Annotated in this window: 11 protein-coding genes; 8 read left to right on the top strand and 3 right to left on the bottom strand. The window is 62.1% G+C overall.

Going from position 1 to position 25185, the window contains the following annotated elements; translation table 11 throughout:
- Positions 1–3 precede the first annotated feature (3 nt).
- From AERO9A_RS07070 to AERO9A_RS07045, 6 genes are all read left to right on the top strand, one after another.
- Positions 4–9930, top strand: a complete 9927-nt coding sequence (locus AERO9A_RS07070; RefSeq protein WP_159971202.1) for a putative Ig domain-containing protein — start codon at positions 4–6, stop codon at positions 9928–9930.
- Between the two features lie 23 nt (positions 9931–9953).
- Positions 9954–11651 (top strand): TolC family protein, encoded by a 1698-nt coding sequence (locus AERO9A_RS07065; RefSeq protein ID WP_159971201.1) that lies wholly within the window; start codon positions 9954–9956, stop codon positions 11649–11651.
- Positions 11652–11769: 118 nt separating this feature from the next.
- On the top strand, positions 11770–12519 hold the full coding sequence (locus tag AERO9A_RS07060) for an efflux RND transporter periplasmic adaptor subunit (protein ID WP_218580131.1): 750 nt from the start codon (positions 11770–11772) through the stop codon (positions 12517–12519).
- The gene (locus AERO9A_RS07055; protein WP_218580130.1) at positions 12516–13871 is read left to right on the top strand and encodes an efflux RND transporter periplasmic adaptor subunit; all 1356 of its coding nucleotides are present in this window, start codon (positions 12516–12518) and stop codon (positions 13869–13871) included. Before AERO9A_RS07060 ends, AERO9A_RS07055 begins: the two co-directional genes overlap by 4 nt.
- Before the next feature lie 129 nt (positions 13872–14000).
- Positions 14001–16148 carry an HlyD family efflux transporter periplasmic adaptor subunit gene (locus AERO9A_RS07050; protein WP_159971200.1) on the top strand — a complete coding sequence of 716 codons (2148 nt, stop codon included), beginning with the start codon at positions 14001–14003 and terminating at the stop codon, positions 16146–16148.
- A gap of 146 nt (positions 16149–16294) precedes the next feature.
- Entirely contained in the window at positions 16295–16885 is a 591-nt protein-coding gene (locus tag AERO9A_RS07045) for a biliverdin-producing heme oxygenase (protein WP_159971199.1), read from the top strand.
- A gap of 28 nt (positions 16886–16913) precedes the next feature.
- Here the strand turns inward: AERO9A_RS07045 and AERO9A_RS07040 are convergent, their stop codons facing one another.
- A complete protein-coding gene (locus AERO9A_RS07040) occupies positions 16914–17804 on the bottom strand; it encodes a LysR substrate-binding domain-containing protein (protein ID WP_159971198.1) in 891 nt (296 codons plus the stop codon).
- 140 nt (positions 17805–17944) lie between these two features.
- Between AERO9A_RS07040 and AERO9A_RS07035 the strand changes: the two genes are divergently transcribed.
- Together AERO9A_RS07035 and AERO9A_RS07030 are read left to right on the top strand one after the other, a co-directional pair.
- A complete protein-coding gene (locus AERO9A_RS07035; RefSeq protein ID WP_159971197.1) occupies positions 17945–20971 on the top strand; it encodes an FAD-binding and (Fe-S)-binding domain-containing protein in 3027 nt (1008 codons plus the stop codon).
- A 139-nt stretch (positions 20972–21110) separates the two neighbouring features.
- A complete protein-coding gene (locus AERO9A_RS07030; protein WP_159971196.1) occupies positions 21111–22718 on the top strand; it encodes a methyl-accepting chemotaxis protein in 1608 nt (535 codons plus the stop codon).
- A gap of 398 nt (positions 22719–23116) precedes the next feature.
- Here AERO9A_RS07030 and AERO9A_RS07025 read toward each other — a convergent pair whose 3' ends face one another.
- Complete coding sequence (locus AERO9A_RS07025) at positions 23117–24007, bottom strand: chemotaxis protein CheV (protein ID WP_159971195.1); 891 nt, start codon at positions 24005–24007, stop codon at positions 23117–23119.
- Between the two features lie 60 nt (positions 24008–24067).
- The gene (locus tag AERO9A_RS07020) at positions 24068–25090 is read right to left on the bottom strand and encodes a zinc-dependent alcohol dehydrogenase family protein (protein WP_159971194.1); all 1023 of its coding nucleotides are present in this window, start codon (positions 25088–25090) and stop codon (positions 24068–24070) included.
- Between the last annotated feature and the right edge of the window lie 95 nt (positions 25091–25185).

Raw genomic sequence — 25185 nt, 5'->3', positions numbered from 1 at the left:
GCCATGACCCCACGCAAGCCATCGTCACGCTATTTCCGCGCCCTGGCCCTGGAGCCGCGCATCCTGCTCGATGCTGCGGCGGTTACCACCGCGGCGGAAGTGGCGGCGCAAGTCGATACACCGGCGAGCGCCGATGCTCCTGGGGTCAAGGCGACACCGCAGAACAGCGTTATCACCATCACCGACAGCACTGACAGCTTTCCGCCAATCGATCTGTTCGCGGATGTCGACGTCACGCTGGCCAACGACGCTGAAGAACTGAGCGCTCTGGTCATCCGCATCGAAGGCAATGGCGCCAATCAGGCGTTGAACATCGACGGCCAGTCGGTCGCGCTGGTCAATGGTGCATCCGGCATGACCGCTGCTACCGGTTACAGCTACAGCATCAACGTCAGTGGTGACGTCACAACGGTCAATCTGAGCTTTGACACGACCGAATTTGCTCCAACAGCAGAAAGTGTCGAAGCACTGATCGACGGCCTGCAGTATCAGGTGCAGAGCACGGCCGTCGAAAGCGGCCCGGTGCGTTTCACCCTCGACAGCCTGAGCGATGAAGGCGACACCGTTGATTTGAATATCAGCGCAACCGTCAGCGTGGACAACCGAATCAATGTGGCGCCGCAGATTGTCAGCGATGGTTCACTCGACTCGCGAGAAAGCTTCCGCCCCGAAGACCTGGGCATCAGTAGCGGCGCCGAAGTGGTTTACTCCGCCGATGGCGACTATGCCTACGTGGCAGGCAACGGTGCTGTTACCGCGTTTTCGGTAGATGCTGCGGGGCGTCTTACGCAGCTCGACACGCTGCTCATCGAGGGCATGAACACCGCCACCGAAATGGTCATTAGCCCAGATGGTCGCTCGATCTATCTGATCGATACGCTAGGTGCCGAGCAACAAAGCTATAACCCCGACGCCATCTACGTGCTTAGCGTCGACAACGGCCAACTCAGCCACACGGCAACGGTCGATAGCGGCAATGGCGGTATAACCGGCGGCATGGCCCTGTCGGACGACGGTGCCTACCTCTACATCGGCACAGCCAGCAACGACGTTGCAATCTTCAGCCGCGACGCCAGCACCGGTGCGCTGACTTTCCTGGCGCGCACAGTCGGGGAAGGCAACAGCAACAGCCGCAATGGCTCGATTGCCGTGTCGGGTAACAATGTCTATGTGATCTATTCCGGCACTAACCATGTGCTGATCAGCTATGAGCGCAACAGCGATGGCACCCTGAGCAAACTGTCCAGCCTCAACACCAGCGCCGCGGGTTTCGGCGCTGTCGCGTACAGCATGACGGTCTCTCAGGACGGTCAGTACCTCTATGTCGCCCATCCGGGAGATGGAACCCTCGCTACCTACTCGGTCAGCGGCACCGAACTGGCCCTGGTGGAAAGCCTCAACCTCAACGGCGTCACCAGCATTGCCTTGAGTGAAGACGGGCGCCTGTTGTACGCCAGCACCGCGCAAGGTGCGATCAATGTCTACAGCCTCGCCAGCGGTGGTGGCCTGGCATTGCTTGGCAGTAGCGACAGCGGTTCGCCCATCAGTGACATCGCTGTGGCCAGCGACGGCATGTCGCTGCTCGTTTCCGGCAATAGCCAAGTGACCCGCCTCAGCAATGTTCAGGCACTGAATATTGGCCAACCACTCACCTTCGCCAACGGCCTCACGCTCAGCGATAGCAACTTCGATGCACTGGCCGCTGGCGTCGGCAATTACAACGGTGGGGGCTTCAGTATCAGCGCGGATGCAAGCGGAGGCAGCTTCGCCTTTGCCAGCGGCAATAACCTTGCACGCTCTGGAAACTCAATCACGCTAGGCAACACCCCTATCGCCAGTTTCGTGGTTGATGCCAGTGGTGCGCTAAACGTGCGCTTCACGGCTGATACCAGTACAGCGGTGGCCAACCAGGTCCTGCAGCAGATTACCTACACCAGCGCTAGCGGCACCCAGCCAAGCAGCATCGTGACACTTTCGGTACAAGCCAATGACGGTCTGCTCGACGGCAACAGTGTGTCGATACTGCTGCGCAGCAACGAAGCGCCGCAGGCCAATACAGCGGTGTCTGCCGCCCTGGCGCCTGCGACGAGTGAAACGGCCTACCGCTTCGACCTCCCCAGCAATCTCTTCACGGATCGTGACAACGACGCACTGACCTGGACACTCAGCGGCCTTCCGCAGGGACTGACCTTCAACCCGGCCACACGCACCATTGCCGGCACCACCACTGAAACAGGTACGTTTCGACTGAGCGTCACTGTGACCGATACCGCCGGTCTGAGCGCCACGCGCGAAGTCGACCTTGTCGTTGAGCAAATCGCGAACCGGTCTCCTGAAGTAAGCACGAACGCTCCCGGCAGCCTGCCTTTGGTGGTGGTTGGCACGAACGCCTACAGTCAGGTACTGCCTGCTGACATGTTCCAGGATGCAGACGCCCAATACAGCGACAGCACGCTGACCTGGAGCGCGAGCGGCTTGCCAGCCGGGGTGAGTTTCGATGCAGCGACACGTACCTTGAGCGGTACGCCAACGGTCATTGGCGACTACAGCATCGCCATAACCGTCACCGACGAGCATGGTGCTACGGCCGAGCAAACGGTGACATTGCGCGTAATCAGTCAGGCTGAGGCCGATAACACGGTGCCGTCCATCTCTGCCGACGGCAGCGCACTGATCTACACCGCCGATGGCCGCATTAACGGCTATAGCTCAGCCGTCTACAGCATCGAGATATCCGACGACGGCCGCACCGTGATCGTACTGGGTAATGACTCGACCCAACATGCGCTGAACCCTACGGGCAACAGCACCCTCACCGTTTACAGCCGTGACCCGGCCACTGGCGTACTCACCGAACTACAGCGTTTCATTCAGGGGGTTAGCAACGACAACAACGATGCCAATGGCATCGAGGTAGACGGTCTAGTGGTCGCTGCATCGGCCGCCTACTCGGCGGACGGGAAATTCCTTTACCTGACCGGTCAGAATGCGGGCAGCAGCAACTATGTGCTGAGCACGTTCGCCGTGAATGCCGACGGCACGCTCAGCGCAACCGGGCAAAGCGTCACGCTGGGCAGCACAGCCGTCAAATATATCGCCACGTCTGCCGACGGCCATGTCTACGCCGTCGCCGGTAACACACTGTATGCCTACTCTATCGGCACAGATGGCGCACTGGATTCGGCGCAGACCTTTGTTGATCAGGAATACAACGGCACAGGCTATGCCATCGCCATCGATGCCGAGAGCCGCGTTTTCGTAACCGGCACCAACTACCTGGCCGTTTACGAGCGTGATAGCGATGGGCAATTGCTCAGAGTTGCCAGCCACACCGGCAATATCGGCAACTTCGTGCGTACCATTGCCGTATCGGCTGACGGCTATGTCTATATCTCGACAGGTTCTCCCGGCAGCATCCTGACCTTCCACTACGACGAGGCGCAAAAGACGCTCAGCACGCCTAGCTCTCTGTCTGCAAGTCAGGTCTGGGGGCTGCAACTGTCCGCAGATGGAAAAACCCTCTTCGCCGGAAACAGTACCGGTGCGCTGCATGTTTACAACATTGCAGAGGATGGCCAGCCCAGCTTCGTGAAAACCGTGGGCTACAACGGCGACAGTGGTGATTATCGAGCCTTGCGCATTGCCGTATCCCCTGATGGCTCGTCCTTGTACGTGGGCTCGTTCTACAACTTCGCAGGCCTGGGGCACATCGACGTTGAAAATGCGATCACCGCTTCCTACACCGAAGGCCAAACTATCACCCCCGCTGCCGGGCTGACGCTCTCCGACGCAGACTACGACAACCTGGCCAACGGCACCGGCAACTACAACGGCGCCACGCTCACCCTGCAACGCGAAGGCACCGCCAACACAGACGACCGTTTCGGCCTCAGTGAGGCTAACGACCTAACCCTGGTTGACGGTAACGCAATCCATCTCAACGGCAGCAAGATAGCCGACTTCAGCAGTGAAGGCGGCACACTGACTGTCCGTTTCACGGCGGATGTTTCCACCGCCACAGCCAATGCCGTGCTGCAGCAGCTCACTTACAGCAACGCCTCGCAGGATCCTGCCGCCAGTATCCGATTGCTTCTATCGGTGCAGGATCAGTACCTCAGTGGCACCGATAGCATCGCCCTGGAGCTTGCCGTTACCCCCATCAACGATGCACCGAACGTAACGGCAACTGCTATTGCCAATGCCGTTCAGGATGCTGGTGGCGCAGGCGCGCGCCTGTTCAGCGGCGTTGATATTTCCACGGTCGAAAACGAGCAACTGATCAACAGCCTGAGCCTCACCGTTACGGGGCTCAGTGATGGCGCTAGCGAGACATTGCGCATCGACGGCACGCGCATTGAGCTGGTAGAAGGCAGCGGCACCACCAGCAATGGCTATAGTTGGCGCGTCGAGGCAGCGAGTGATGGCACTGCGGCCACGCTCACCCTGTCCAGCACATCGGGCTTTACGGGTGAGATCGCCAGCGCACTGATCGAAAACCTCACCTACGCCAACACTGACCGCGCAACAGGCACGACCGGCGAGCGCATCGTCACCCTGGCAGCCGTTCAGGACAATGGCGGCAGCGCCAACGAAGGCCAGGACACAGCGACCCCCGAGATCAGCAGCCAAGTGACCGTGACCGTTGGCCAGAGCCCCACCCTGGCTGCCGAGATCGGCGCCGCCGATCTCGCCGAACTGATCACCTCCGCCGAATACCCAAGCCCCTACGACGGCCTCAACGGTGTGGTTCTAGCAGGTGACCTGGTGTACGCCGTACGCACAGGGGTGGGGACGGATCCAGACACCTTCAGCGATGTGCCAGTCAGCACCCTGTATATCTTCCAGCGTGGCCAGGACGGCACGTTGAGCCTGCTCAGCAGCATCGAATCGAACACGGAAAACGGTCTGCTCAGTGCCAGCGCGCTGGGCATCTCGGCTGATGGCACTACGCTGTATGCCATCACCGACAGCGGTGTCGCACTGTTTGGCCGTGACGCCGCCAGCGGTGAACTGACCGCGCTTGGCCTGATCGCCAGCGATCTCGGGTTTGTCAACGATGTGCAGATCAATGGTGATGTGGCCTACATCAGCAGCTTCGACGGCATCACCCTGTTCAACCGCAGCGTAAATGGCTGGAGCAGCGGCGCAACGGTCACTGCCCCCGGCGACAGCGCCTTCACCGATCTGCAACTCTCCAGCGACAACCGCTACCTGTACGCGGCCACCACCGGTGGCACCACCTTGCTCAGCGCCTTCTCGATCAACCCTGACGGCTCGTTGGGTGCATCGACATCCATCACTGGCGGGCAATCGGAACATTTTGCCGATCGCCTGGCGCTTTCCGCCGACGGCACATCGCTCTATGTCATCGATGGCAATAACCTCTACACCTTGGCCGTGGGTGCCGATGGCACGCCGCAAATCGTCGGTGATGCGCTGGTGCTAGAAGACTCAGGCAAACAACTGCTGATCAATGACGAAGGATCGCTGCTGATCGTCGTCAGCGAAAACAGCATTGTCCTGTTTGGCCGTGCGCTGGACGGCTCGCTCAGCGAGCGCGCGCAGATTCGCGGCGCCGGTGAAATCGATGAGTGGGGCTCCCAACAGGCCAGCTTCGATGTGCTGCGCGGCGCCACCTTGAGTGAAGATGGCAGCCAGCTCTACCTGAGCGGAACCTTCACCTGGAATGATGGCCTGCTGGTGCTGGATCTCAAACCGGCGTCCGCCACCTTCACCGAAGGCGCTGAGGCCGTCGCCCTGCTGCCAGGCGGCACTCTGGCCGACCCGCAGCTCGATGCCCTGGAAAACGACAGCGGCAACTACAATGGCGCGAGTATCGTCGTCAGCCGTGAAGATGCGGCAAATAGCGATGACGTATTTAGCTTCCTCGAAGGCTCGGGCGTAGAGCTGAGCGCCGACACGCTCGTGCTCGACGGCGTGAGCATCGCCTCGGTGAGCAATGACGGGGGCGTGCTGAGCATCACCTTTACCGCCAACGTCAGCCGTGCCGATGCCCAGCGAGTGCTGCGCAGCATCGCCTACAGCAATGCCAGCGAAGACCCGACAGCGCAGGGCAGCAAGGCTACGTTCTCGATCACGCTGAACGATGGCGACGGCTTTAACGATCAGCAACTGGTTGACGTCAATCTGATCGGAGTCAACGACCCGGCCATCGTCGAAACCACCGTGCTCAGCCCGACGTTCACCGCAGAGGGCGAGCGGGTCAAGCTGTTCGAGAACACCCGTATCGACACGGTGGAAGCCGGTCAGGCCATCTGGTACGTGGCCATCACCATCGACAATGTTCGCCCCGGCGACGTGCTCGGCGTCGGCAACGGCCGTATTGCGCTGGATGCCGAGCCCGGCAGCCGCACCACGGAAACGGGGCAGCAATACAACATCCTGCCGCGCAATGCCGATGGCTCCACCACGGTCTGGATCTACACCACTCAGTTGCCCGTCAACGAGGTGGCCACCCTGATCGACAGCATCACCTATGGCCACACCGGCTCCGACACCAGCGGTCAACGCACGGTGACGCTGGCCATCGAGGAGGACTTGCCATACGACCCTAGCGGCCAGGCTGTCAGCGGCACCACGTTGGCGGAGTCTTCCGTGGTGACCCTCGTTGCGGCGACGACGCCCAATACCGCCCCAACCGTGGATGGTTTGCAAAGCAATGTGCCGTATACCGAGCAAGGCGCACCTGTACTACTGGCACCCGCCGCGAACGTGGCCGACAGCGGCCTGGACGCCTTCAACGACAATGCGGGCAACTACGACGGCGCCACACTCACCATCACCCTTGGCGAGGGCAGCACTGCGGCGGACAGCCTAGGTTTGCAGACCGGTAACGGACTGACCCTCGATGGCAGCAATTTGCAGAAGGATGGCGTGACCATCGGCCAGGTAACCATGGCCAACGGCACGCTGAGCATCACCTTCAGCGATGCCGCAGGTACTCGCCCAACTACCGCCGATGTGCAGAACACGCTGCGCCAGATCACCTACGCCAACAGCAGCGACGCCCCTGTCGCCAGCGTCGCAGTCAGCATCACCCTGACCGACCAGCGCGGCCTGGCGTCGGCCGCGCAATCGCTCACTATCGATATCACCGCGATCAACGATGCCCCGGTAATCAACGAAAACCCGATCCTGGCTCTCGGCGATCTGCAGAACCTGCAAAGTCTGAGCGACATTGCCGGGCTTGGCGCGCCGACGTACAGCGCTGTTTCGAGCGATGGTGCTCACGTCTATGTGGCCGATGCTCAGGGCAACATCGCCCACTTCAGCCGCGATGCCCTTAGCGGTGAGCTGACCTACCTCACCACCCTGCCCGGCCAGATGAGCCTGGTGCAAATGCTCGTAACGCCCGACGACAGTGCGCTTTACGTGTTACACACCGAGGGCAGTAACGGCCTGATTACCCGCTTCGCACTGGATGATAACGGTAGCTTGCAGCAGCAAGAGACAACCACCGGACCATTCATGCCCGCCGCACTGGCACTCTCGAATGATGGCCGGAACCTGTATGTGATCGACCAGAACACGCCAGCCCTCACCATCTATTCCGTCGATGGCAGCAACGGTGCGCTGACCAGCCAGACCGTGATCGAAGGTGTATCGGGTAGCCCACCGTACCTCTGGCGCCCCGAAGAAATCGTCGTGCGTGGTGAGCAGGTGTTCGTCGCCACGCAAAGTGGCCTGATCGTCTATCAGCGCACCGCCAATGGCGACCTGACAACGCTGGCTTTCATTCGCTCGGGCGACACCGATGCCAATGGTAATACCGTGGATCTAAGCAACATCCAACACCTCGCGGTGAGCGCCGATGGGCGCACCATTTTCATCGCCAACGGCTGGACCACCCGCACCGAAGGCGGCGGCTGGACGTCTGAACCGCTAGTCACCATCCGCGAAAACAACCCGCAGCGGATCGACGCCTTTACCCTTGACACCAGCACCGGCGCATTTACCCATGCCGGAACCATTACTGACGTGCCAGCCGTGGAAAGCATCGCCCTGTCGGAGGATGGCAAAGCCCTGTTCGTGAGCCGCCACGATGGCTCGCTGGCCTATTACTCGGCCATCGCCCTGGAAAAGATGGACACCTCGCAGAGCGGCCTGACGGGCGCTAACCACATCTCGCTCGCCGCCGACGGCGCGGTGATTGTCAGCGGCAACAGCCTGTACGTGCTCAATGCCCCGGCAATCCCCAACCCCACCACCATGGTCGGTGGCGACGCCGTGGCGCTGGTGCCGGCCTTGACCCTGAACGACGCCGAGTTGGACATCGCGAACAACTACCAGGGCGCCAGTGTGACCATCAACGGCCAGGCTGGTGATCGCTTCGGCCTGCTCGACAACACCAGTTACAGCCTCGATGGCCAGCGCATCCTGCGTGACGGCAGCGAAGTGGCGACCCTGGTACAAACCGGCGACAGCGCCGTGCTGCGCTTCACCGCCGCCATCAGCCAGAGCGATGCCAGCGCCCTGCTGCGCCTGATCAGCTACTCCAGCGACTCGGGCACGGCAGGCGAGCACAGGATCGACCTGATACTCAACGACGGCGAGCTAAACAGCCAGACCCGCAGTGTCGAGGTCACCCTACAAGCGCCCAACCAGGCGCCTATCGTGGGCCTTGTCGACTACCGCCTGAGCGAGGCCAAAGCAGGTCAGCCCTACAGCCTCACATTGCCTGCCGAGTTGTTCAGTGACCCGGAAGGCGACGCTTTAAGCTGGACGGTCAGCGGCTTGCCTGAAGGTTTGACCTTCAACCCGGCTACCCGCGTCATTACTGGCAACACCAGCGCCATGGGCGAATACCGCGTACAGATCACGGCGAGCGATCCGAGCGGCGCCAGCGTTGAGCTGGAACTGACGCTAAGCGTCAGCAACTCCGCCCCGGTCATCGGCAGCCCGTATAGCCTGAGCGGCGCCACGCCAGGCGCCGACTACAACGTCACGCTGCCGGCAAACCTGTTCACCGACGCCAACGACAGCACCCTGACCTGGAGTGCCACAGACCTCCCTGATTGGCTGAGTTTCGACCCGAGCACCCGCACTCTGTCCGGTATCGCACCGCAGGTGGGCAGCCACAGCATCACCATCACCGCCACCGACCCACAGGGCGCAGCGGTTTCGCGCACCTTGACCCTTAACGTAGCGCAGCCTGTCGTCGATAGCGTGCTGCCGGTATTGAACAACAGCGCGCCACAAGCGATCAGCCTGGCCTCGACAACGACCTTCGGCGCCCCGGCTTTCGACGCACCGCTGTTCGAGCCCAATACCGGCGCTACCGCACAAGAAGCCCCGGCGCAGCCAGCGCCAACCACTCAGAATCTGCTACGCAGCAGCACCGGCAGCGGCCTTGCCGATGGCCGTGGCACGCTCAGCGAACAACTGGCTAATGCCGACAGCGTACTCACCGACAGCGGCCAGCAGGTATCGCCCAGCCGCTTCAATTTCGACGGTGGCACCCTGCGCAGCGATGTTGACCTCAACCAGAACACGGGTAGCGACAGCGTCGAACTGCAGTTGCCTGTGGAGTCGGCCGACGGCAGCACAGCGCAACGGGTCACCCTGGCCAACGGCCTGCCGCTGCCGAGCTGGGCCAGCTTCGATGCCCGTACCGGCGAGCTGCGTATCGACCGCGAGCGTTTGCAGCGCGATGGCCAATTGCGTCTGACGCTGATCAGCCGCGATGGCGAAGGCCGCGAACAACGTACTCCAGTGGAGATTCGCGCCACGCAAGCACCGACCAATGCTGAGCGTGAAGCCCCAGCAGAGCCCACAGTACAGCTCGAATCGCTGCCGCAGCGCCTGCGCCAGGACACCTCCAGCGCGCTGCTCGATGACGCCCTCGACCTGCTCGATCAGTTGAGCGAACTGGCCGACGAGCCGCTCGCCACCACCCGACACATTGCCTGAACACTGCCAAGGATTTTTCAACGATGAACCGCACCCTATTTAGCCGCAGCCCTCTGCGCCTGGCCATCGCCTGCGCCGCACTGGGTCTGTCCGCCTGCGCTGTAACGCCAGAGGCGCTCACCCCCGAGCAGCAATTGGCCGAGGCGCAGAGCGATCGCCGCGCCATGTTCGAGGCGCAGGAGCCAGTCACCCGCGCCATTAGCCTGGAAGAAGCCATGGCCCGCGCCGTGAAGTACAACCTGCAACAGCGCCTGGGCCTGATGCAGCGCGCGCTGGAAGACAACACCCTGAGCGTCAGCAACCTCAACCTGCTGCCGCAACTGGCTGCCAACGCGGGCTGGAAAGGCCGCGATAATGTTGCCGGCTCCTCCAGCGAATCGGTTACCACGGGCCGCGAATCCCTCGAACCGTCCACCAGCAGCGATCGCTCCAGCCGCGACGCCAACCTGCGTCTGTCGTGGAACGTACTCGATTTCGGCGTCAGCTACTTCAGCGCCAAAGCCCAGGCCAACAAGGTGCTGGCCGCCGAGGAGGCGCGGCGCAAAGTGGTCGCAGATGTTATCCAGCAGGTGCGTGAAGCCTATTGGCAGGCCGCCAGCGCCGAACGCCTGCAGCCGGAAGTGCTGCGCGCCCTGGCCGATGCTAGAGGCGCACTGGAACAGGCCCGCCAGACCGAGCGCCAGCGCCTGGTCGCGCCGCTGGAGTCGCTGCGCTACCAGAAGAGCCTGCTGGAGATGATCCGCCAACTGGAAGTGGTCGAAGGCGAACTGGCGGTGTCCAAGGCGCGCCTGGCCAGCCTGATGAACCTGCCACCGGCCAGCGAGTACAGCCTGGTACTGCCCAGCGACGCCAGCTATAGCCAGCCGCAATTGGCCTATAACCTGGCCGACCTGGAAGTCACCGCCATGACCCAGCGCCCGGAAATCCGCAGTGAAAGCTACCAGGCGCGCAACGCCGTGCTGGAAACCCGCGCCGCCATGCTCAAGCTGCTGCCGGGCGCCAACCTGTTCGTCGGCGCCAATTACGACAGCAACAGCTATCTGGTCAACGACAACTGGGCCGACGCCGGCATGCAAGTGAGCTGGAACCTGTTCAACGTGCTGGCTTACCCGGCGGTGAAGAAATCCGGCGAAGCCCGCCAGCAAGTCGCCGAGCTGCGCCGCCAGGCCATGCGTATGGCCGTGCTCACCCAAGTCAACGTGGCCTGGCGCGAGTTCGCCCGCTCCAGCCAGGTCTTCGCGCGTTCCAATGAATTGCAGACCGTGCAGCGCGGCATTCTGCGCCAGAGCGAAAGCGCCTACTCCAGCCAGGCGCAAAGCCGTCTGGAACGCGTACGCACCGCCACCGAAACCGTACTGGCCACGCGCACCCGTGACCGCGCCTTTGCCGAATTGCAGGTTGCCCACGGCGCCGTTTACCAGGCAGCGGGCCTCGACCCGCTGCCCGAGAAAATCGCCGGCAGCAGCGTCGATGAGCTAACCCGCGCCATCGTCGGCAATGCTCAGCGCCTGGACCAGGGCCAAGGCGTGGTGCCCGCCGGTATCGCCGCTGCTGAGCGTCTGCCTTATGGCACCTCGCTTGCGAGCAGCGCGCCAACCCCAGCGCTGATCGCCAAGCGCGACACGCCATCAGTGCAGACACTGCGCCTGGATATGTGGGAAAGCCTGGGCTCGCTACGCGGCGCCGAGCTGGTGCCCGTGGAGAGCATCCGTGACCGTTAAGCCAAAGTTGGGCAGTCGCATGAAGGTTTTTTGTAGGAGCGGATTTATCCGCGAAAAGGGCAGTTTCCACGCGCACTTTTTCGCGGCTGAAGCCGCTCCTACAGCCACGACCACAGCCATGCCTTTGCCCCGCTACTGGCCGTCGATACTGGCGTTTCTGATCGCCACCGCCGCGAACATGGCCCACGCCGAAGACCTGGGCGAGCTGCGCGTGCAGCTCAGCCCGATCCGCCAGACCGTGCTGTCCAGCGAACTGGCTGGCAAACTCACCGAACTGACAGTCAAAGAAGGTGAAGCGTTCAAGCAAGGCCAGCGCCTGGCCGGTTTCGACTGTTCGGTACAGCGCGCCCAACTGACCCGCAGCGAAGCCGCGCAAAGTGGTGCGCAGAAGAAGCTCAGCGTGGCCAAGCGCCTCGACGCGCTGGAGTCCATCAGCCAGGCCGAGGTTGCACAGGCTCAGGCCGACCTGGCCGTGGCCCAAGCAGAAAGCGCCGTGGGCCGCGCCATGCTCAAACGCTGCAATTTGGAGGCGCCCTTTGCCGGGCGCGTCTCGCAGCGCATGGTGCAGCGCTTCCAGCATGTCGCCGAAGGCACCGAGTTGCTGGCCATCTACGACGACAGCGCTTACCAGTTGGAACTGATCGTGCCCTCGGGTTGGCTCACCTGGCTCAAGCCTGGCGTTGATTTTCAAGTGCGTCTGGATGAAACCGGCCAGGACTATCCCGCGCAGATCGAACGCCTCGGCGCGGCCATCGACCCGCTAAGCCAATCGCTGAAGGTCTTCGCCCGCATCACCGGCGACACCGCTGGCTTGCTCCCCGGCATGAGCGGTGTCGCGCGTCTGCAACCACCGGAGAGCGGTTCGTGAATGCCAGCGTGACGCCTCTGCGCGACAAGCGTGCCGAACGCCTGGCCGTACTCCTGCAACTCGAACGCCGTGCCCGCGCCGAAGCCGACCTGCTCGGCCTCGGCTTTCTGATGGTCAACGACAGCCGCCAGTTGCTCGACTACCACGAGGCGTTGCTCTGGCACCACGATGAGGGGCGCATCAGCGCCTGCTCGGGCCTGGCGCAACTGGAAGCCAACGCGCCGTTCATGCTGTTTCTGCGCCGTCACTGCCAGCACTGGCAAGCGCAGCCCTGGGCAGCAGAGCTGCGTGAGCTGAGCGCCGCGGACGCCGACGCGCACAGCCGCGATGAATGGTCTGAATACCTCAGCCAGTACCTGTTGTGGGTGCCGCTGCGTCGCCGCGACGGCCAGTTGCTTGGCTGCCTGCTGCTCAGCCGCGAACAACCGCTGGCACGCCCCGAGCGGGCGATGCTGGAACTGCTGCAAGATGCCTACGCCCATGCCTGGGCAAGCCTGGCTCACAGTCAACGCAGGCATAGTCTGGGTTGGCTGCGCAAACGCCCACGCCGCGCGCTGATGATCGGCTTGGCTGCCCTGCTAGCCCTCGCCTTGTTGCCTGTGCGGCAAACGGTGCTGGCACCAGCAGAAATCGTTGCGCGTGAGCCTGCCGTGTTGCGCGCCCCGCTCCAGGCCGTGGTCGAAGGCATGCTGGTACAACCCAATCAACCGGTAAAGGCCGGTGATGCATTGGTGCAATTGGATAAGCGCGAGCTGGAGAATCGTCTGGAATCGGCCCGCCAAAGCCTGGCCGCCGCCGATGCGCAACTGCGCCAGACACGCCAGCAGGCGCTGTTCGATGAGCGTGCCAAAGCCGCCCTGGCCGAACTGATCACCCGTCGCGACCAGGCCCGCGCCGATGTTGACTACCTGCAAAGCAACCTCGAACGCTCGCTGATCCTTGCCCCGCGCGATGGCGTGGCGATCTTCGATGACCCCAGCGACTGGATCGGTCGTCCGGTGTCGCTCGGTGAACGCATCCTGCAAGTCGCCGACCCGCACGATGCGCGTCTGGATATCCACCTGCCGGTGGCTGACGCCATCGCTCTGGAGCCTGGCGCCGAGGTGCTGCTGTTTCTCAACAGCCAGCCCGGCAGCCCGCTACAGGCCAGCCTGCAACGCTACGGCTACCGCGCCTCGCCAGCCGCCGACGGCAGCATGGCCTATCGCCTGGATGCTAACTTTGCCGAGCAGGATCCGCGCATCCGCGTCGGCCTCAAGGGCACCGCCAAGCTCTACGGGCATAGCACCCTGTTGTTCAACTACGTGCTACGCCGCCCGTTGGCCGCCCTGCGCGTGTATCTCGGCTGGTAGCGGCATGCTGAACGAACGCGCCAACATTTCGCGGCTGAAGCCGCTCCTACGAGCGCAGCGAATCCCAAGCCGTAGGAGCGGCTTTAGCCGCGAGCACCTGCAACCTCGAATCTCGGCGAGCACCCACCCATGACCCTCGCCGCCACCCTGCCCAGCCAATCTCGCCCGCAACCGCTGCCAGTGCTGCGCCGCACCCTGCGCCTGCACCCTGGCCCGCGCTCGCGCGATGGTTCGCCAACCTGGACGCTGGAAGACCAGGCGCGCGGGCGCTTCTACCGCATTGGTTGGGCCGAGGCGGAAATCCTCGCGCGCTGGGCGCTGGGCAACGCCGAGGCGGTGGCCAGCGCCATACGCCAGGAAACGACGCTGCACCTGAGCACCGAAGATGTAGGCGGATTCGTGCAGTTTCTGCGTAACGTGCAACTGGTGGAAACCAGTGGCGAGCAAGCAATGGCCGATCTGCGCCGCCGCGCCGAGGCAGGCAAAGGCGGCAGTTGGGCATCCTGGCTGCTCGGCAACTACCTGTCGATCCGCATTCCGCTGCTGCGCCCGGACGCCTTCCTGACACGCACTTATCCGCGTGTGGCACCGCTGTTCAGCCGTGGCTTCGTCATCACCACAGCACTGGCTGCCCTGCTTGGCCTGTACCTGGCGGCGCGCCAGTGGGACAGCTTCGTGCATACCTTCCTGCATTTCTTCAGCCTCGAAGGCGCCGCTCTGGCCGCACTTACCCTGAGCCTGACCAAGGTGTTGCACGAGTTCGGCCACGCCTACACCTGCAAACGCTACGGTTGCCGTGTGCCAACCATGGGCGTGGCCTTTCTGGTGCTGTGGCCGGTGCTCTACACCGACGCCAGTGGCGCCTGGCGCCTGACCAAACGCCACCAACGCTTGGCCATCGGCGCTGCCGGCATGGGGGGGGAGTTGTGCCTGGCAGCCTGGGCCACGCTGGCCTGGAGTTTTCTGCCCGACGGCATGCTGCGTAGCGCCGCCTTCATGCTCGCCAGCACCACCTGGATCCTGACCCTGGCGGTGAACCTCAACCCGCTGATGCGCTTCGACGGCTACTTCCTGTTCTCCGACCTGATCGACGTGCCCAACCTGCAGGAACGTGCCTTCGAACTGGCGCGTTGGCGCCTGCGTGAGACCCTGTTCGGCTTCGGCGATCCGCAACCGGAACACTTCCAGCCCTGGCTGCAGCGCGTGCTGCTGGGCTACGCCTTCGCCACCTGGATCTACCGCTTCTTCCTGTTCCTCGGCATCGCCCTGCTGGTCTATCACTTCGCCTTCAAACTGCTGGGGCTGTTGCTGTTTGCCGTGGAGATCGTTCACTTCATCCTGCGCCCGATTTACAACGAATTGCGCCACTGGCACCAACGCCGCAAGGACTACCGCATGAACCGCAATACCCTGATCAGCGGCGCCGCGCTGCTGATCCTGCTGCTGGCCGCCGCCCTGCCCTGGCGCAGCCATGTCGAAGCACCTGCGCTGCTGCGCGCCGAGCAACAAGCGATCCTCTTGGCGCCGCTTGGCGCTCATCTGCAAGGTATCGAGGTCGCACCGGGGCAGACGGTCAGCGCTGGGCAAACCCTGTTTCGCCTGCAAGCACCGGATGTCGAGCACGAGTTGGCTAGCCTGGAGCGTGAAATCGAGCTGCTGCGTCAGCAAAGCAGCTTCCAGCTACGCGCCGCCGAGCAGGCGGCACGCCAAAGCGTGGCGCTTCAGGAGCTTAACGTGGCCCTGGAGCGCCGCGCCGCCCTGCTTCAGCGTCTTGAGCAGTTAGAGGTGCGCGCGCCGTTCGCAGGCGAACTGGTCGACATGGCGCAACCGTTACAGGTTGGTGAATGGCTGCCGCCCGGAGAATGGCTGGGTACCTTGATCGGGGCAAAGCACGAGCGAATCGAGGCCTTTGTCGCGGAGGCTGATCGTGAGCGCCTGCAAATCGGCGCGCAGGCCTGGTTTCTGCCGGAAGATCCCGGCCAGCCACGTCGCCCCTTGATCATCGAAGACATCGGCCAAACGGCCGTGCGCAAGCTGACCTCAGCACCGGAGCTGGCCTCGGTGTACCAGGGCAGTATCGCCAGCCAGTTCGACGACCAGCGCGTGCCCGTGCCCGAGCGCGCCTTGTACCGCGTGCTACTGCGCCCTCTGGATGAGGGCAAAATCCAGCCTTACACCCTGCGCGGCAGCGCCAGTATCAGTGCACAACCGCGCAGCCCACTGCTGCAGGCTTGGCGCTGGGTGATGGCGGTGCTGATTCGCGAATCCGCGTTCTAAGTCGCGCTGAGGGCGTGGCTGCAGCCACGCCTGCACACCTGCAACGGCAGCCCGAGCCTTAAGCATTCTTAATGATCTGAGAATTGTTCTTAACTGCACTGACGCCCATCATCAATCGGTCACTTTTCACCCCTTCCGGTACTTGCATGAACGCCATCGTCCAGAACATTCCCGAACTGCCCCTGAGCAAACGTCTGAAAGCAGACACCAGCGGCAACCATGACAGCGTCGACAATCTGGTGATGGGCGCGCGTCCATTCGAAAGTCACGAGCGCTATGCCTACTTCCTGCGCCTGCAGCATCGCTTCCACGGGGTGATCAACGGGCTGTATCACGACGAAGCGCTCAATCAACTTCTGCCGGGCCTGCACGAGCTGCCGCGCTTCGATGCCGTCTGCGCGGATCTGAGCGACCTTGGCCTGCCGCTACCTGAGCAGCCTCAAGCCATCCAACCCGCCAGCAGCTACGCCGCGCTCGGCTGGCTGTATTGCGCCGAAGGCTCGAACCTTGGTGCGGCCTTCCTGTTCAAGCAAACCCAGAAAATCGGCCTCGATGGCGAAAACGGTGCACGCCACCTAGCAGCCCACCCCGACGGCCGCGCCCTGCACTGGCGTCAGTTCGTCGCTCTGCTCGATGGCCTGGAACTGAGCGACGCACAGCGCGATGAAGCCATTCAGGGCGCCATCGACGCCTTCGATTTCTACCGCAACACCCTGCGCGAAATCTTCCCGGCATAAGCCCCTATTTCGCCGCGCGGCCAGGTGCTCATGGCGCCTCCAGCTCTGCGAGCAGCCAGCGGCGAAACACCTCCAGTGATGGCAGCACCGCATTGCGCGGCGGGTAGACCAGGCAATAGGTACGTTGGCTGGGCACGGCTTGGCCAACACTGAGCAACAGGCCCTGGCGCAGCTCATCGTCCACCAGCATGCGCGGCACCAGGCCGACACCGATACCGGCTCGCACTGCCTGAATCAAATGCGAGGTGAGTTCGAAGTTCGGCCCACTGCGCATACGCTCAAGCGGCAATTCATGACGCGCGAACCACTCGGCCCATAACGGCGGATGGCTGGCCACCTGCAGCAATGGTTGCTCAGCGATAGCCGCCGGGCTCAGCTCATGCTCGGTGACGAGCGCAGGGCTGGCGATCACCAGCATGGTTTCCTCAAGCAGGCGATGTACCACCAGATCACCCCAATCGCCGCGCCCCACGGTGATAGCGGCATCGATTTCCCCGGCATCGAAGTCCACCGCCTGAATACGTGAATGAATGTGCATCTGCACGCCCGGATGCGCCGCGTAGAAACGATTGAGCCGTGGCAGCAGCCAGGTCGAACCGAAGGTCGGCAACAACGCCAGGCGTAACGTCCCGGTGCCCGAGCCGTAGGCCACCGCCTGCAAGGTGGCGTTGCGAATCTGCGCCAGCGCCCCACCCAACTCACGCAGATACAGGCGGCCCACTTCGCTAAGCACAATGCGGCGGCCCTCACGGCGAAACAGGGTGACCCCCAATTGTTCCTCCAGCGCCTGAACCTGGCGGCTGACCGCACTCTGAGTCAGCGACAGCTCACTGGCCGCACGGGTATAGCTTTCATGCCGGGCGGAGGCCTCGAAGGCCAGTAATAACGACATCGAAGGTGTTAGGCGTCGATAATTCATTCATAAAACTCATGAATCGGCTGCGAAAAATACCCTTGTAGCATGCGCCAGGCGCCCGGAAAATGCCCATCACAACTAGAGTTTGCTTAATACGATAGGTTCGCAATACGAACCTATCGAGCCCGATGAGATCAGCCGCCATGATTGCCCGCCTCGTTCCCCAAACCGCGCCAGCCGCGCCCTACCTCGCCTTCCTTGACGCTCTGCGCGCGGCGGGCTTTCGCGGCGAGATCGCCCAGGATCATGCCAGCCGTACCGTTCTGGCCACCGACAACTCCATCTACCAACGCTTCGCACAGTCGGCGGTCTTTCCACGCGATGCCGATGATGTGCAAACCCTCGCCCGCATTGCTGCGCAACCGGCGCATCAGAGCATCAAACTGACGCCACGCGGCGGTGGTACCGGCACCAATGGCCAGTCGCTGACCGACGGCGTCGTGGTCGATCTGTCGCGGCACATGAATGGCATTCTCGAAATCAACGTCGAAGAGCGTTGGGTACGGGTACAGAGCGGCGTGGTCAAGGATCAGCTCAACGCTGCGCTCAAGCCACACGGCCTCTTCTTCGCCCCGGAGTTGTCGACCTCCAACCGCGCCACCATTGGCGGCATGATCAATACCGATGCCAGCGGCCAGGGCAGTTGCGCCTATGGCAAGACCCGCGACCACGTTCTGGCACTCGATTGCGTGCTGCTCGGCGGCGAACACTTCAGCAGCGCCGCGCTGGAACAGCCTCTACTGGAGCAGGCGCTGGCGCGGCAGGATCGGGTCGGCGAAGTCTACCGCTGTGCCGAGCGCATCCAGCGCGAGCAGGCGCAATTGATCGAAGCGCGCTTTCCCAAACTCAACCGCTGCCTAACTGGCTACGACCTGGCGCACCTGCGCGAGGCCGACGGCCGCTTTAACCTCAACAGCGTATTGTGCGGCGCCGAAGGCTCGCTGGGCTTCATCGTAGAAGCCAAGCTCAAGGTGCTGCCGATTCCGCAGTATTCGGTGCTGGTGAACGTGCGTTACGCCGGCTTCATGGATGCCCTGCGTGACGCTCGGGCACTGGTCGAGCACAAGCCGCTGTCGATCGAAACGGTCGACTCCAAGGTGTTGCTGCTGGCCATGCAGGACATCGTCTGGCATGGCGTGGCGCAATACTTCCCGGAAGATGCGCAGACGCCGACGCTGGGCATCAACCTCATCGAATTCAGCGGCGATGAGCCGCAAGAAGTCGACGCGCGCGTTGCCGCTTTCGTCGAGTACCTGCAACGCGACACCAGCGTGCAGCGCCTGGGCCACACCCTGGCCGTTGGCCGGGCAGCGGTTACCCGTGTCTACGGCATGCGCAAACGCGCGGTTGGCCTGCTCGGCAATGTCGAAGGCGAAGTACGCCCACAGCCGTTTGTCGAAGACACCGCCGTACCGCCGGAAAACCTGGCCGATTTCATCGCCGAATTTCGCGCGCTGCTCGACAGCTACGGCCTGGCCTACGGCATGTTCGGCCATGTCGATGCCGGCGTGCTGCACGTGCGCCCGGCCCTGGACATGAAAGACCCAGCACAGGCCGCACTGGTGCGGCCCATCTCCGATGCCGTCGCCGCCCTCACACAGCGCTACGGCGGCTTGCTCTGGGGCGAGCACGGTAAAGGCGTGCGCTCGGAATACGCGCCCGCCTTCTTCGGCGAGCTATACCCGGCATTGCAGACGCTTAAAGGCGCCTTCGACCCACACAACCAGCTCAACCCTGGCAAGATCGCTACGCCGCTGCACAGCCCTGAGGCCCTGCTCAAGGTCGATGAAGTGACCATGCGCGGCGACTTGGATCGACAGATCGACGAACGCGTCTGGCAGAGCTATGGCACGGCGATGCACTGCAACGGCAACGGCGCCTGCTACAACTTCGACCCGGATGACGCCATGTGCCCGTCATGGAAGGCCACCCGCGAGCGCGTGCATTCGCCCAAGGGCCGCGCCTCGCTGATCCGCGAATGGTTGCGTCTACAAGGCCATGCCGGTGCCGATGTGCTCGCCCCGGTTGCCGCTGGGCCGCTGAACTTCCTGCGCAAGCTGCCCGAGCGCTGGCGCAATAGCCGTAATCGCGACGAAGATTTCTCCCATGAGGTCTACGACGCCATGGCTGGCTGCCTGGCGTGTAAATCGTGCTCGGGGCAATGCCCGGTCAAGGTCAGCGTGCCCGAATTCCGCTCGCGCTTTCTGGAGTTGTACCACCGCCGTTATCTGCGCCCGGTGCGCGATTATCTGATCGGCTCGCTGGAGTTCAGCCTGCCGCTATTTGCGCAAGTGCCATGGCTGTACAACGCAGTTATGGGTTCAAGCGCAATCGACAAACTGCTGGTCGAACGCATTGGCATGGTCGACAGTCCGCTGCTCAGCCGTTTCGACTTCAAGGCCACTTGCCGCCGCTGGGACGTACCGGTGGCAACGCCTAAGTTGCTTGCCGAACTGGATGAAACACTGCGCAGCAAAAGCCTGATTCTGGTGCAGGATGCCTTCACCCGCTATTTCGAAACGCCGTTGCTGGCGGCCTTTATCGAACTGGCCAGCCGCCTGGGCTACCGCGTCTACCTGGCGCCCTACTCTGCCAATGGCAAGCCGCTGCATGTACAAGGTTTTCTCGGCGCCTTCGCCCGCACGGCACGGCGCACGGCCAAACGTCTGCAGGCACTGGCGCGTTTCGGCATTCCGCTGGTAGGCCTCGATCCAGCCATGACGCTGGTGTACCGCCAGGAATACGCCAAGATCGACGGTCTGCAATGCCCACCTGTGCTGCTGCCCCAGGAGTGGTTGGCAGATGCTTTACCCGCCACGGCGGCGCAACCTGCAACAGCCACCCACTATCGGCTACTGGCGCACTGCACGGAAAAGACCAACGCGACCGCAGCCACCGCGCTGTGGAGCAAGGTCTTCACTCAAGCCGGGCTCACGCTGGAAACCCAGGCCACCGGATGCTGCGGCATGTCCGGCACCTACGGCCACGAAGCGCGCAACTTGGAAACGTCGAAGACCATCTTCGCCCAATCCTGGGCCCCCGCTCTGGCCCAGGAGAACGGCGCCGAGCCACTGGCGACAGGCTATTCCTGCCGCAGCCAAACCAAGCGCCTGCAGGAACAGACGCTACGCCACCCGATTGAAGCCCTGCTGGCGCACTACCGCCGTTAACTTTCATCAAGCGGCGCCTCGCCCATGCCGAGCGCGCCGCCGTCCTGCCCCTTATCGCTGTTTGCACGCCTCATGTCCTGCGGTTGTCCGCCGCTCGTCTAGACTGATCGCTGTATCACTTCAGGATCAGGTTCGACTCATGAAGATTCGACACAAGATGATCGCCTGCGGTGTTGTCAGCATCCTCACTGCCGCCTTGCTCGGCGGAGTCGGTTTTTGGGGTGTGACACGCCTGGCAGCGGCCATGGCAGACAACGAGCTGAGCGTCAGCGCGCTACGCAATCACCTCGAAGGCGACATGATGCATGACGCCCTGCGTGCCGATGTACTTGCCGCATTCACCACCGACCCGAACGACAGCGCTGCCGTACAGCAGGTACGAGACGACCTCGCCGAGCACAGCGCATGGTTCCAGAGGGCTATGGATGCCAACGCCAAGCTGCCGTTGCCGACAACGATTCGCCAAGCCATCGACGCCTCACAGCCGGCCCTGACGGCCTATATCGACCAGGCCAGAAGCATCGTCGACAAAGCCTTGCGCGAGCCTCGCACCGCGCAGGCCGACATGCCGGCCTTTCGCAGCAGCTTCACGGCTTTGGAAGACAAGAACGAAGCACTTAGCAGTCTGATTGAGGCGCATACCAGTAACGCTCGTGAGGCCAGTCAGGCGGCAGTCAGCCAGGCGGCGGCGATCTTGATGCTGGGCATTGGCCTGACGTGCGCCCTGCTAGGCCTGATCACCTGGCGCTTAATGCGCAGTGTTTTACCCCCGCTGGAAAAATCTGTGGCCGCAGCCAAAGCCATCGCTCAGGGCAACCTGCGCGAACACATCGATATCGACAGCGATGACGAGAGCGGTCAGCTACAACAAGCTCTGGCCGAGATGCAGAGCAATCTGCGCCAGATGATCGACAGCATCCGCCAGCAAAGCCAGCATCTGCAGCAGACCGTCGATGGTCTGGGGGCCACATCGCAAAGCATTCTGCATGCCGCCACCGAGCAATCAGAGGGAGCGACCAGCATCGCCGCCGCAATGGAGCAGATGATCCAGAACATCGCGCAGATCGCCCACCACAGCCGCGATGCACAGAGCATTTGCGCCCAGTCCGAAGAGCTGGCTGGCAACGGCGGCCAGGTGATTCTCGACGTTGTCGAGGGCATGAATCACATCGCTGCAGCGGTCAATGAATCCTCAACGAGCATAACCGCTCTCGGACAGTCCTCAGAGCAGATCAACTCAATCATCCAGGTCATCAAAAGCATCGCCGAACAGACCAACCTGCTCGCACTCAACGCAGCCATCGAGGCCGCCCGCGCTGGAGAAGCAGGTCGTGGGTTTGCCGTGGTCGCAGACGAAGTGCGTAATCTGGCAGCCCGGACGGCCCAGTCAACCCAGGAAATCACCGCGATGATCGAGCTCATCCGCAGCAGTACGAGTACAGCGGTGGCTAGCATGCAAAGCGGCGTGACCAGCGTTGGCCAAGGTGTTTCCCTGGCACGTCAGGCGGGAGAGTCGATCAGTTCGATTCGCAACGGCACTCAGCGTGCTGCTCATGTGGTGCAAGAGATTTCGCACAACATCGACGAGCAGAGCAAGGCCAGCCATGAAGTTGCCCAGCGCGTGGAACAAATCGCACAGATGTCTCAGCGCAATACGCAGACAGTCGGCGAACTGACCACGGCAGCACACGCCCTGAGCGAGGTGGCGCAGGCCATGCAGGGTTCGGTGCAGCGCTTTCGTACCTGATCTGCGGCCATAAAAAAGGCCGCATGGCGTAAACCATGCGGCCGAAGTCATAACCAAAGGAGAGATGAAGCGGAGCTAGAGCAGCAGCACCGGGAGGAATCGAGCGGCTGCCCAAGAAACTTCATCGGGGGCAAGCCTAACGCCATGGCTGCTATTAGCCTCATCGAAAGGATCGATAGTGCTCATCGATCCGCGTGAGTGGCGAAGAAACGCAGAGCACCTGGATGCAGGTCATCGTGCTTATTACAGCCGTCATGAACAAAGCGCATGCAAGTTCAAGTGAAGTCTCATCCAGCATGAAAATGCAGTGATAAGTATTTGATTATTAAGAAATATTACTCATAAAGCCAGGCGCTGCAGTCGGCAGCAAAACACTGCTGCCCGCTACTGAGGCTTGCTCAGCGCTCGCTCATCTTGCGGAAGGCTTCCAGCGTCGCGTGGGTCAGATCCACAGCAGAGAACTTGGTCAACACCGCGTTGGCACCTACAGCACGAGCCCTCTCGGTATTCATGGTGCTATCCAGAGAGGTATGCAGCAAAACATAGGTATCGCGAATGTCATTGCTGCTGCGGATCTCCTGCACAAGGCTATAACCATCGAGCTCAGGCATCTCGATGTCGGAAACCAGCAACTCGAACGGCATACCGGCTTCATGATAGTCATGCAGTTGCTGTAAGGCCGCCTGAGCACTGCGCACGGTCGAGCAATCGAGCCCGAGCTGTCGTAACACATTCACGGTCTGCTGCAGAGCAACCTGAGAATCATCGACGATCAGTACGCGACGGCCTTGCAGCAGCCGCTCATCTTGTGTCTCCAGCAATTGATCGACCGGAGCCACCTCCATTGCTGGTGCGATGTCGTGCATGACTTTCTCGATATCGAGAATCTGCACGATGGTATCGTCAATCTGTGTAACGCCGGTAATGAAGGCACGACTACCAGACCCCGGTGGTGGCGGGCGCACATCACGGGTCGAACACTGCACGATACGCTCGACGCTCTTAACATGCAGGCCCTGCCGTGAGCGACTGAGCTCGGTAACGATCAGGCAGCCATCATCCTCGCTGTTGCCGCCACGCTCACCAATAGCGCTGGCCAAATCAATCACCGTAACAGCCGCCCCTCGCAACATGGCGATGCCACGAACATTAGGATGACGACTAGGCAGCTTGGTCAAAGCCGGGCAATCGATGATCTCGTTGATCTTGAGCAGGTTGATCCCGAGCAGCCTGCCGCTATGCAGACGAAACAACAATAGCGACAGGGCTTCACCGGTGGCGAGACTCATTAAAAATTCCTTGAACTAACGTTGGCTCTACGGGCTATAGCGACCGCTTGGCCACGTACTTTAATCGACAGCCAACGTCAGGGCGACCCGCCCACGACTCGGGCAAGTTTCCATATAGCGATGCGCGGCAACAAAATCCTCGAAGTCGAAGACCTTGTCGATCAAGGGGGTTAGCAGGCGATCTGCCGTCATCTGATTGATGTGCGTGAGCGCGCGCTGAACGGCCTCAGCATTGGGCTCGATGCCCAGTTCCGGGCAGCCCGTGAAGTCCAGTACGCAATGACGAAAGAACTGCAGGTGCTTCTTGAAGGCGGCACAAGCAGGAAACGCAGTGTCATTTCCGCCGTTGTTTCCGTAAAGGATCAACTTGCCACGCTGTGCCGCGATGTCACCTAGCAGCTTCATCTGCGGGCCTGCGCATTGATCGAGAATCACCTCGGCGCCCTTGCCTTCGGTATAACGCTCGACCTCAAGAACCAGATCCTGCTCTTCGGTAACGATCACCTTATCCGCACCCAGCGTGCGCAGGAACTCGCGATCATCGGCGGACTCCGTGGATGCGATGACATGCGCCCCCAGAGCCTTGGCCAGTTGCACATTCTGTGGCGCCAGGCAATGCGTGGCATGGGTGATCAGCACATGCTGGCCCGGCTTGAGCTGAGCAAGCTCCACCATTGCCAGATAGCCGGACAACAGTGCGCTGTAATGCACGCTGGCTTCTGCCGAGCTGAGCACATCCGGGTAGCGGGTCAGGCCATGAACAGGCATCAACACCAGATCGCCCCAGGTCGGATAGCGACTAGGGGTACTGCTCGGGAAGCCTGCCACGGCCATGCCGATATCCAGCCCCTCGACACCCTCGCCCAGCGCAGCCACAGTTCCCGCCAACTCGTTACCGATACCAGCAGGCAGCCTGGCCTGCTCGGCAGCGAGATTCTGTCGCCATAGCACGTCCTTCCAACCCAGTCCGACGGCCTGCACACGTACCAGCACTTCATTAGGGCCGGGTACGGGCGTCGGAACCTCTTCGTACTGGAGCACGTCGGCAGCGCCGAACTTATGAAAACGGATCATGCGGGACATCGCTCACCTCGGGCTTGATCGCGGATTAACACTTCAATGACTGTGGACTCTATCCGCTGTGCGGCGGTGGCACTATCCGACTCTATCGATAGTCG

The organism is Pseudomonas sp. 8Z (assembly GCF_902506535.1).
Lineage (GTDB): Bacteria > Pseudomonadota > Gammaproteobacteria > Pseudomonadales > Pseudomonadaceae > Aquipseudomonas.
Note: the sequence above shows the minus strand (reverse complement) of the source record. Positions and strands in the feature narration are given on the sequence as shown.

Excerpts from the sequence above, each read along its gene's own strand:
- AERO9A_RS07070 (WP_159971202.1), top strand. The coding sequence starts at position 4 with ATGACCCCACGCAAGCCATCGTCACGCTATTTCCGCGCCCTGGCCCTG.
- AERO9A_RS07065 (WP_159971201.1), top strand. The coding sequence starts at position 9,954 with ATGAACCGCACCCTATTTAGCCGCAGCCCTCTGCGCCTGGCCATCGCC.
- AERO9A_RS07060 (WP_218580131.1), top strand. The coding sequence starts at position 11,770 with ATGCCTTTGCCCCGCTACTGGCCGTCGATACTGGCGTTTCTGATCGCC.
- AERO9A_RS07050 (WP_159971200.1), top strand. The coding sequence starts at position 14,001 with ATGACCCTCGCCGCCACCCTGCCCAGCCAATCTCGCCCGCAACCGCTG.
- AERO9A_RS07045 (WP_159971199.1), top strand. The coding sequence starts at position 16,295 with ATGAACGCCATCGTCCAGAACATTCCCGAACTGCCCCTGAGCAAACGT.
- AERO9A_RS07040 (WP_159971198.1), bottom strand. The coding sequence starts at position 17,804 with ATGAATTATCGACGCCTAACACCTTCGATGTCGTTATTACTGGCCTTC.
- AERO9A_RS07035 (WP_159971197.1), top strand. The coding sequence starts at position 17,945 with ATGATTGCCCGCCTCGTTCCCCAAACCGCGCCAGCCGCGCCCTACCTC.
- AERO9A_RS07030 (WP_159971196.1), top strand. The coding sequence starts at position 21,111 with ATGAAGATTCGACACAAGATGATCGCCTGCGGTGTTGTCAGCATCCTC.
- AERO9A_RS07025 (WP_159971195.1), bottom strand. The coding sequence starts at position 24,007 with ATGAGTCTCGCCACCGGTGAAGCCCTGTCGCTATTGTTGTTTCGTCTG.
- AERO9A_RS07020 (WP_159971194.1), bottom strand. The coding sequence starts at position 25,090 with ATGTCCCGCATGATCCGTTTTCATAAGTTCGGCGCTGCCGACGTGCTC.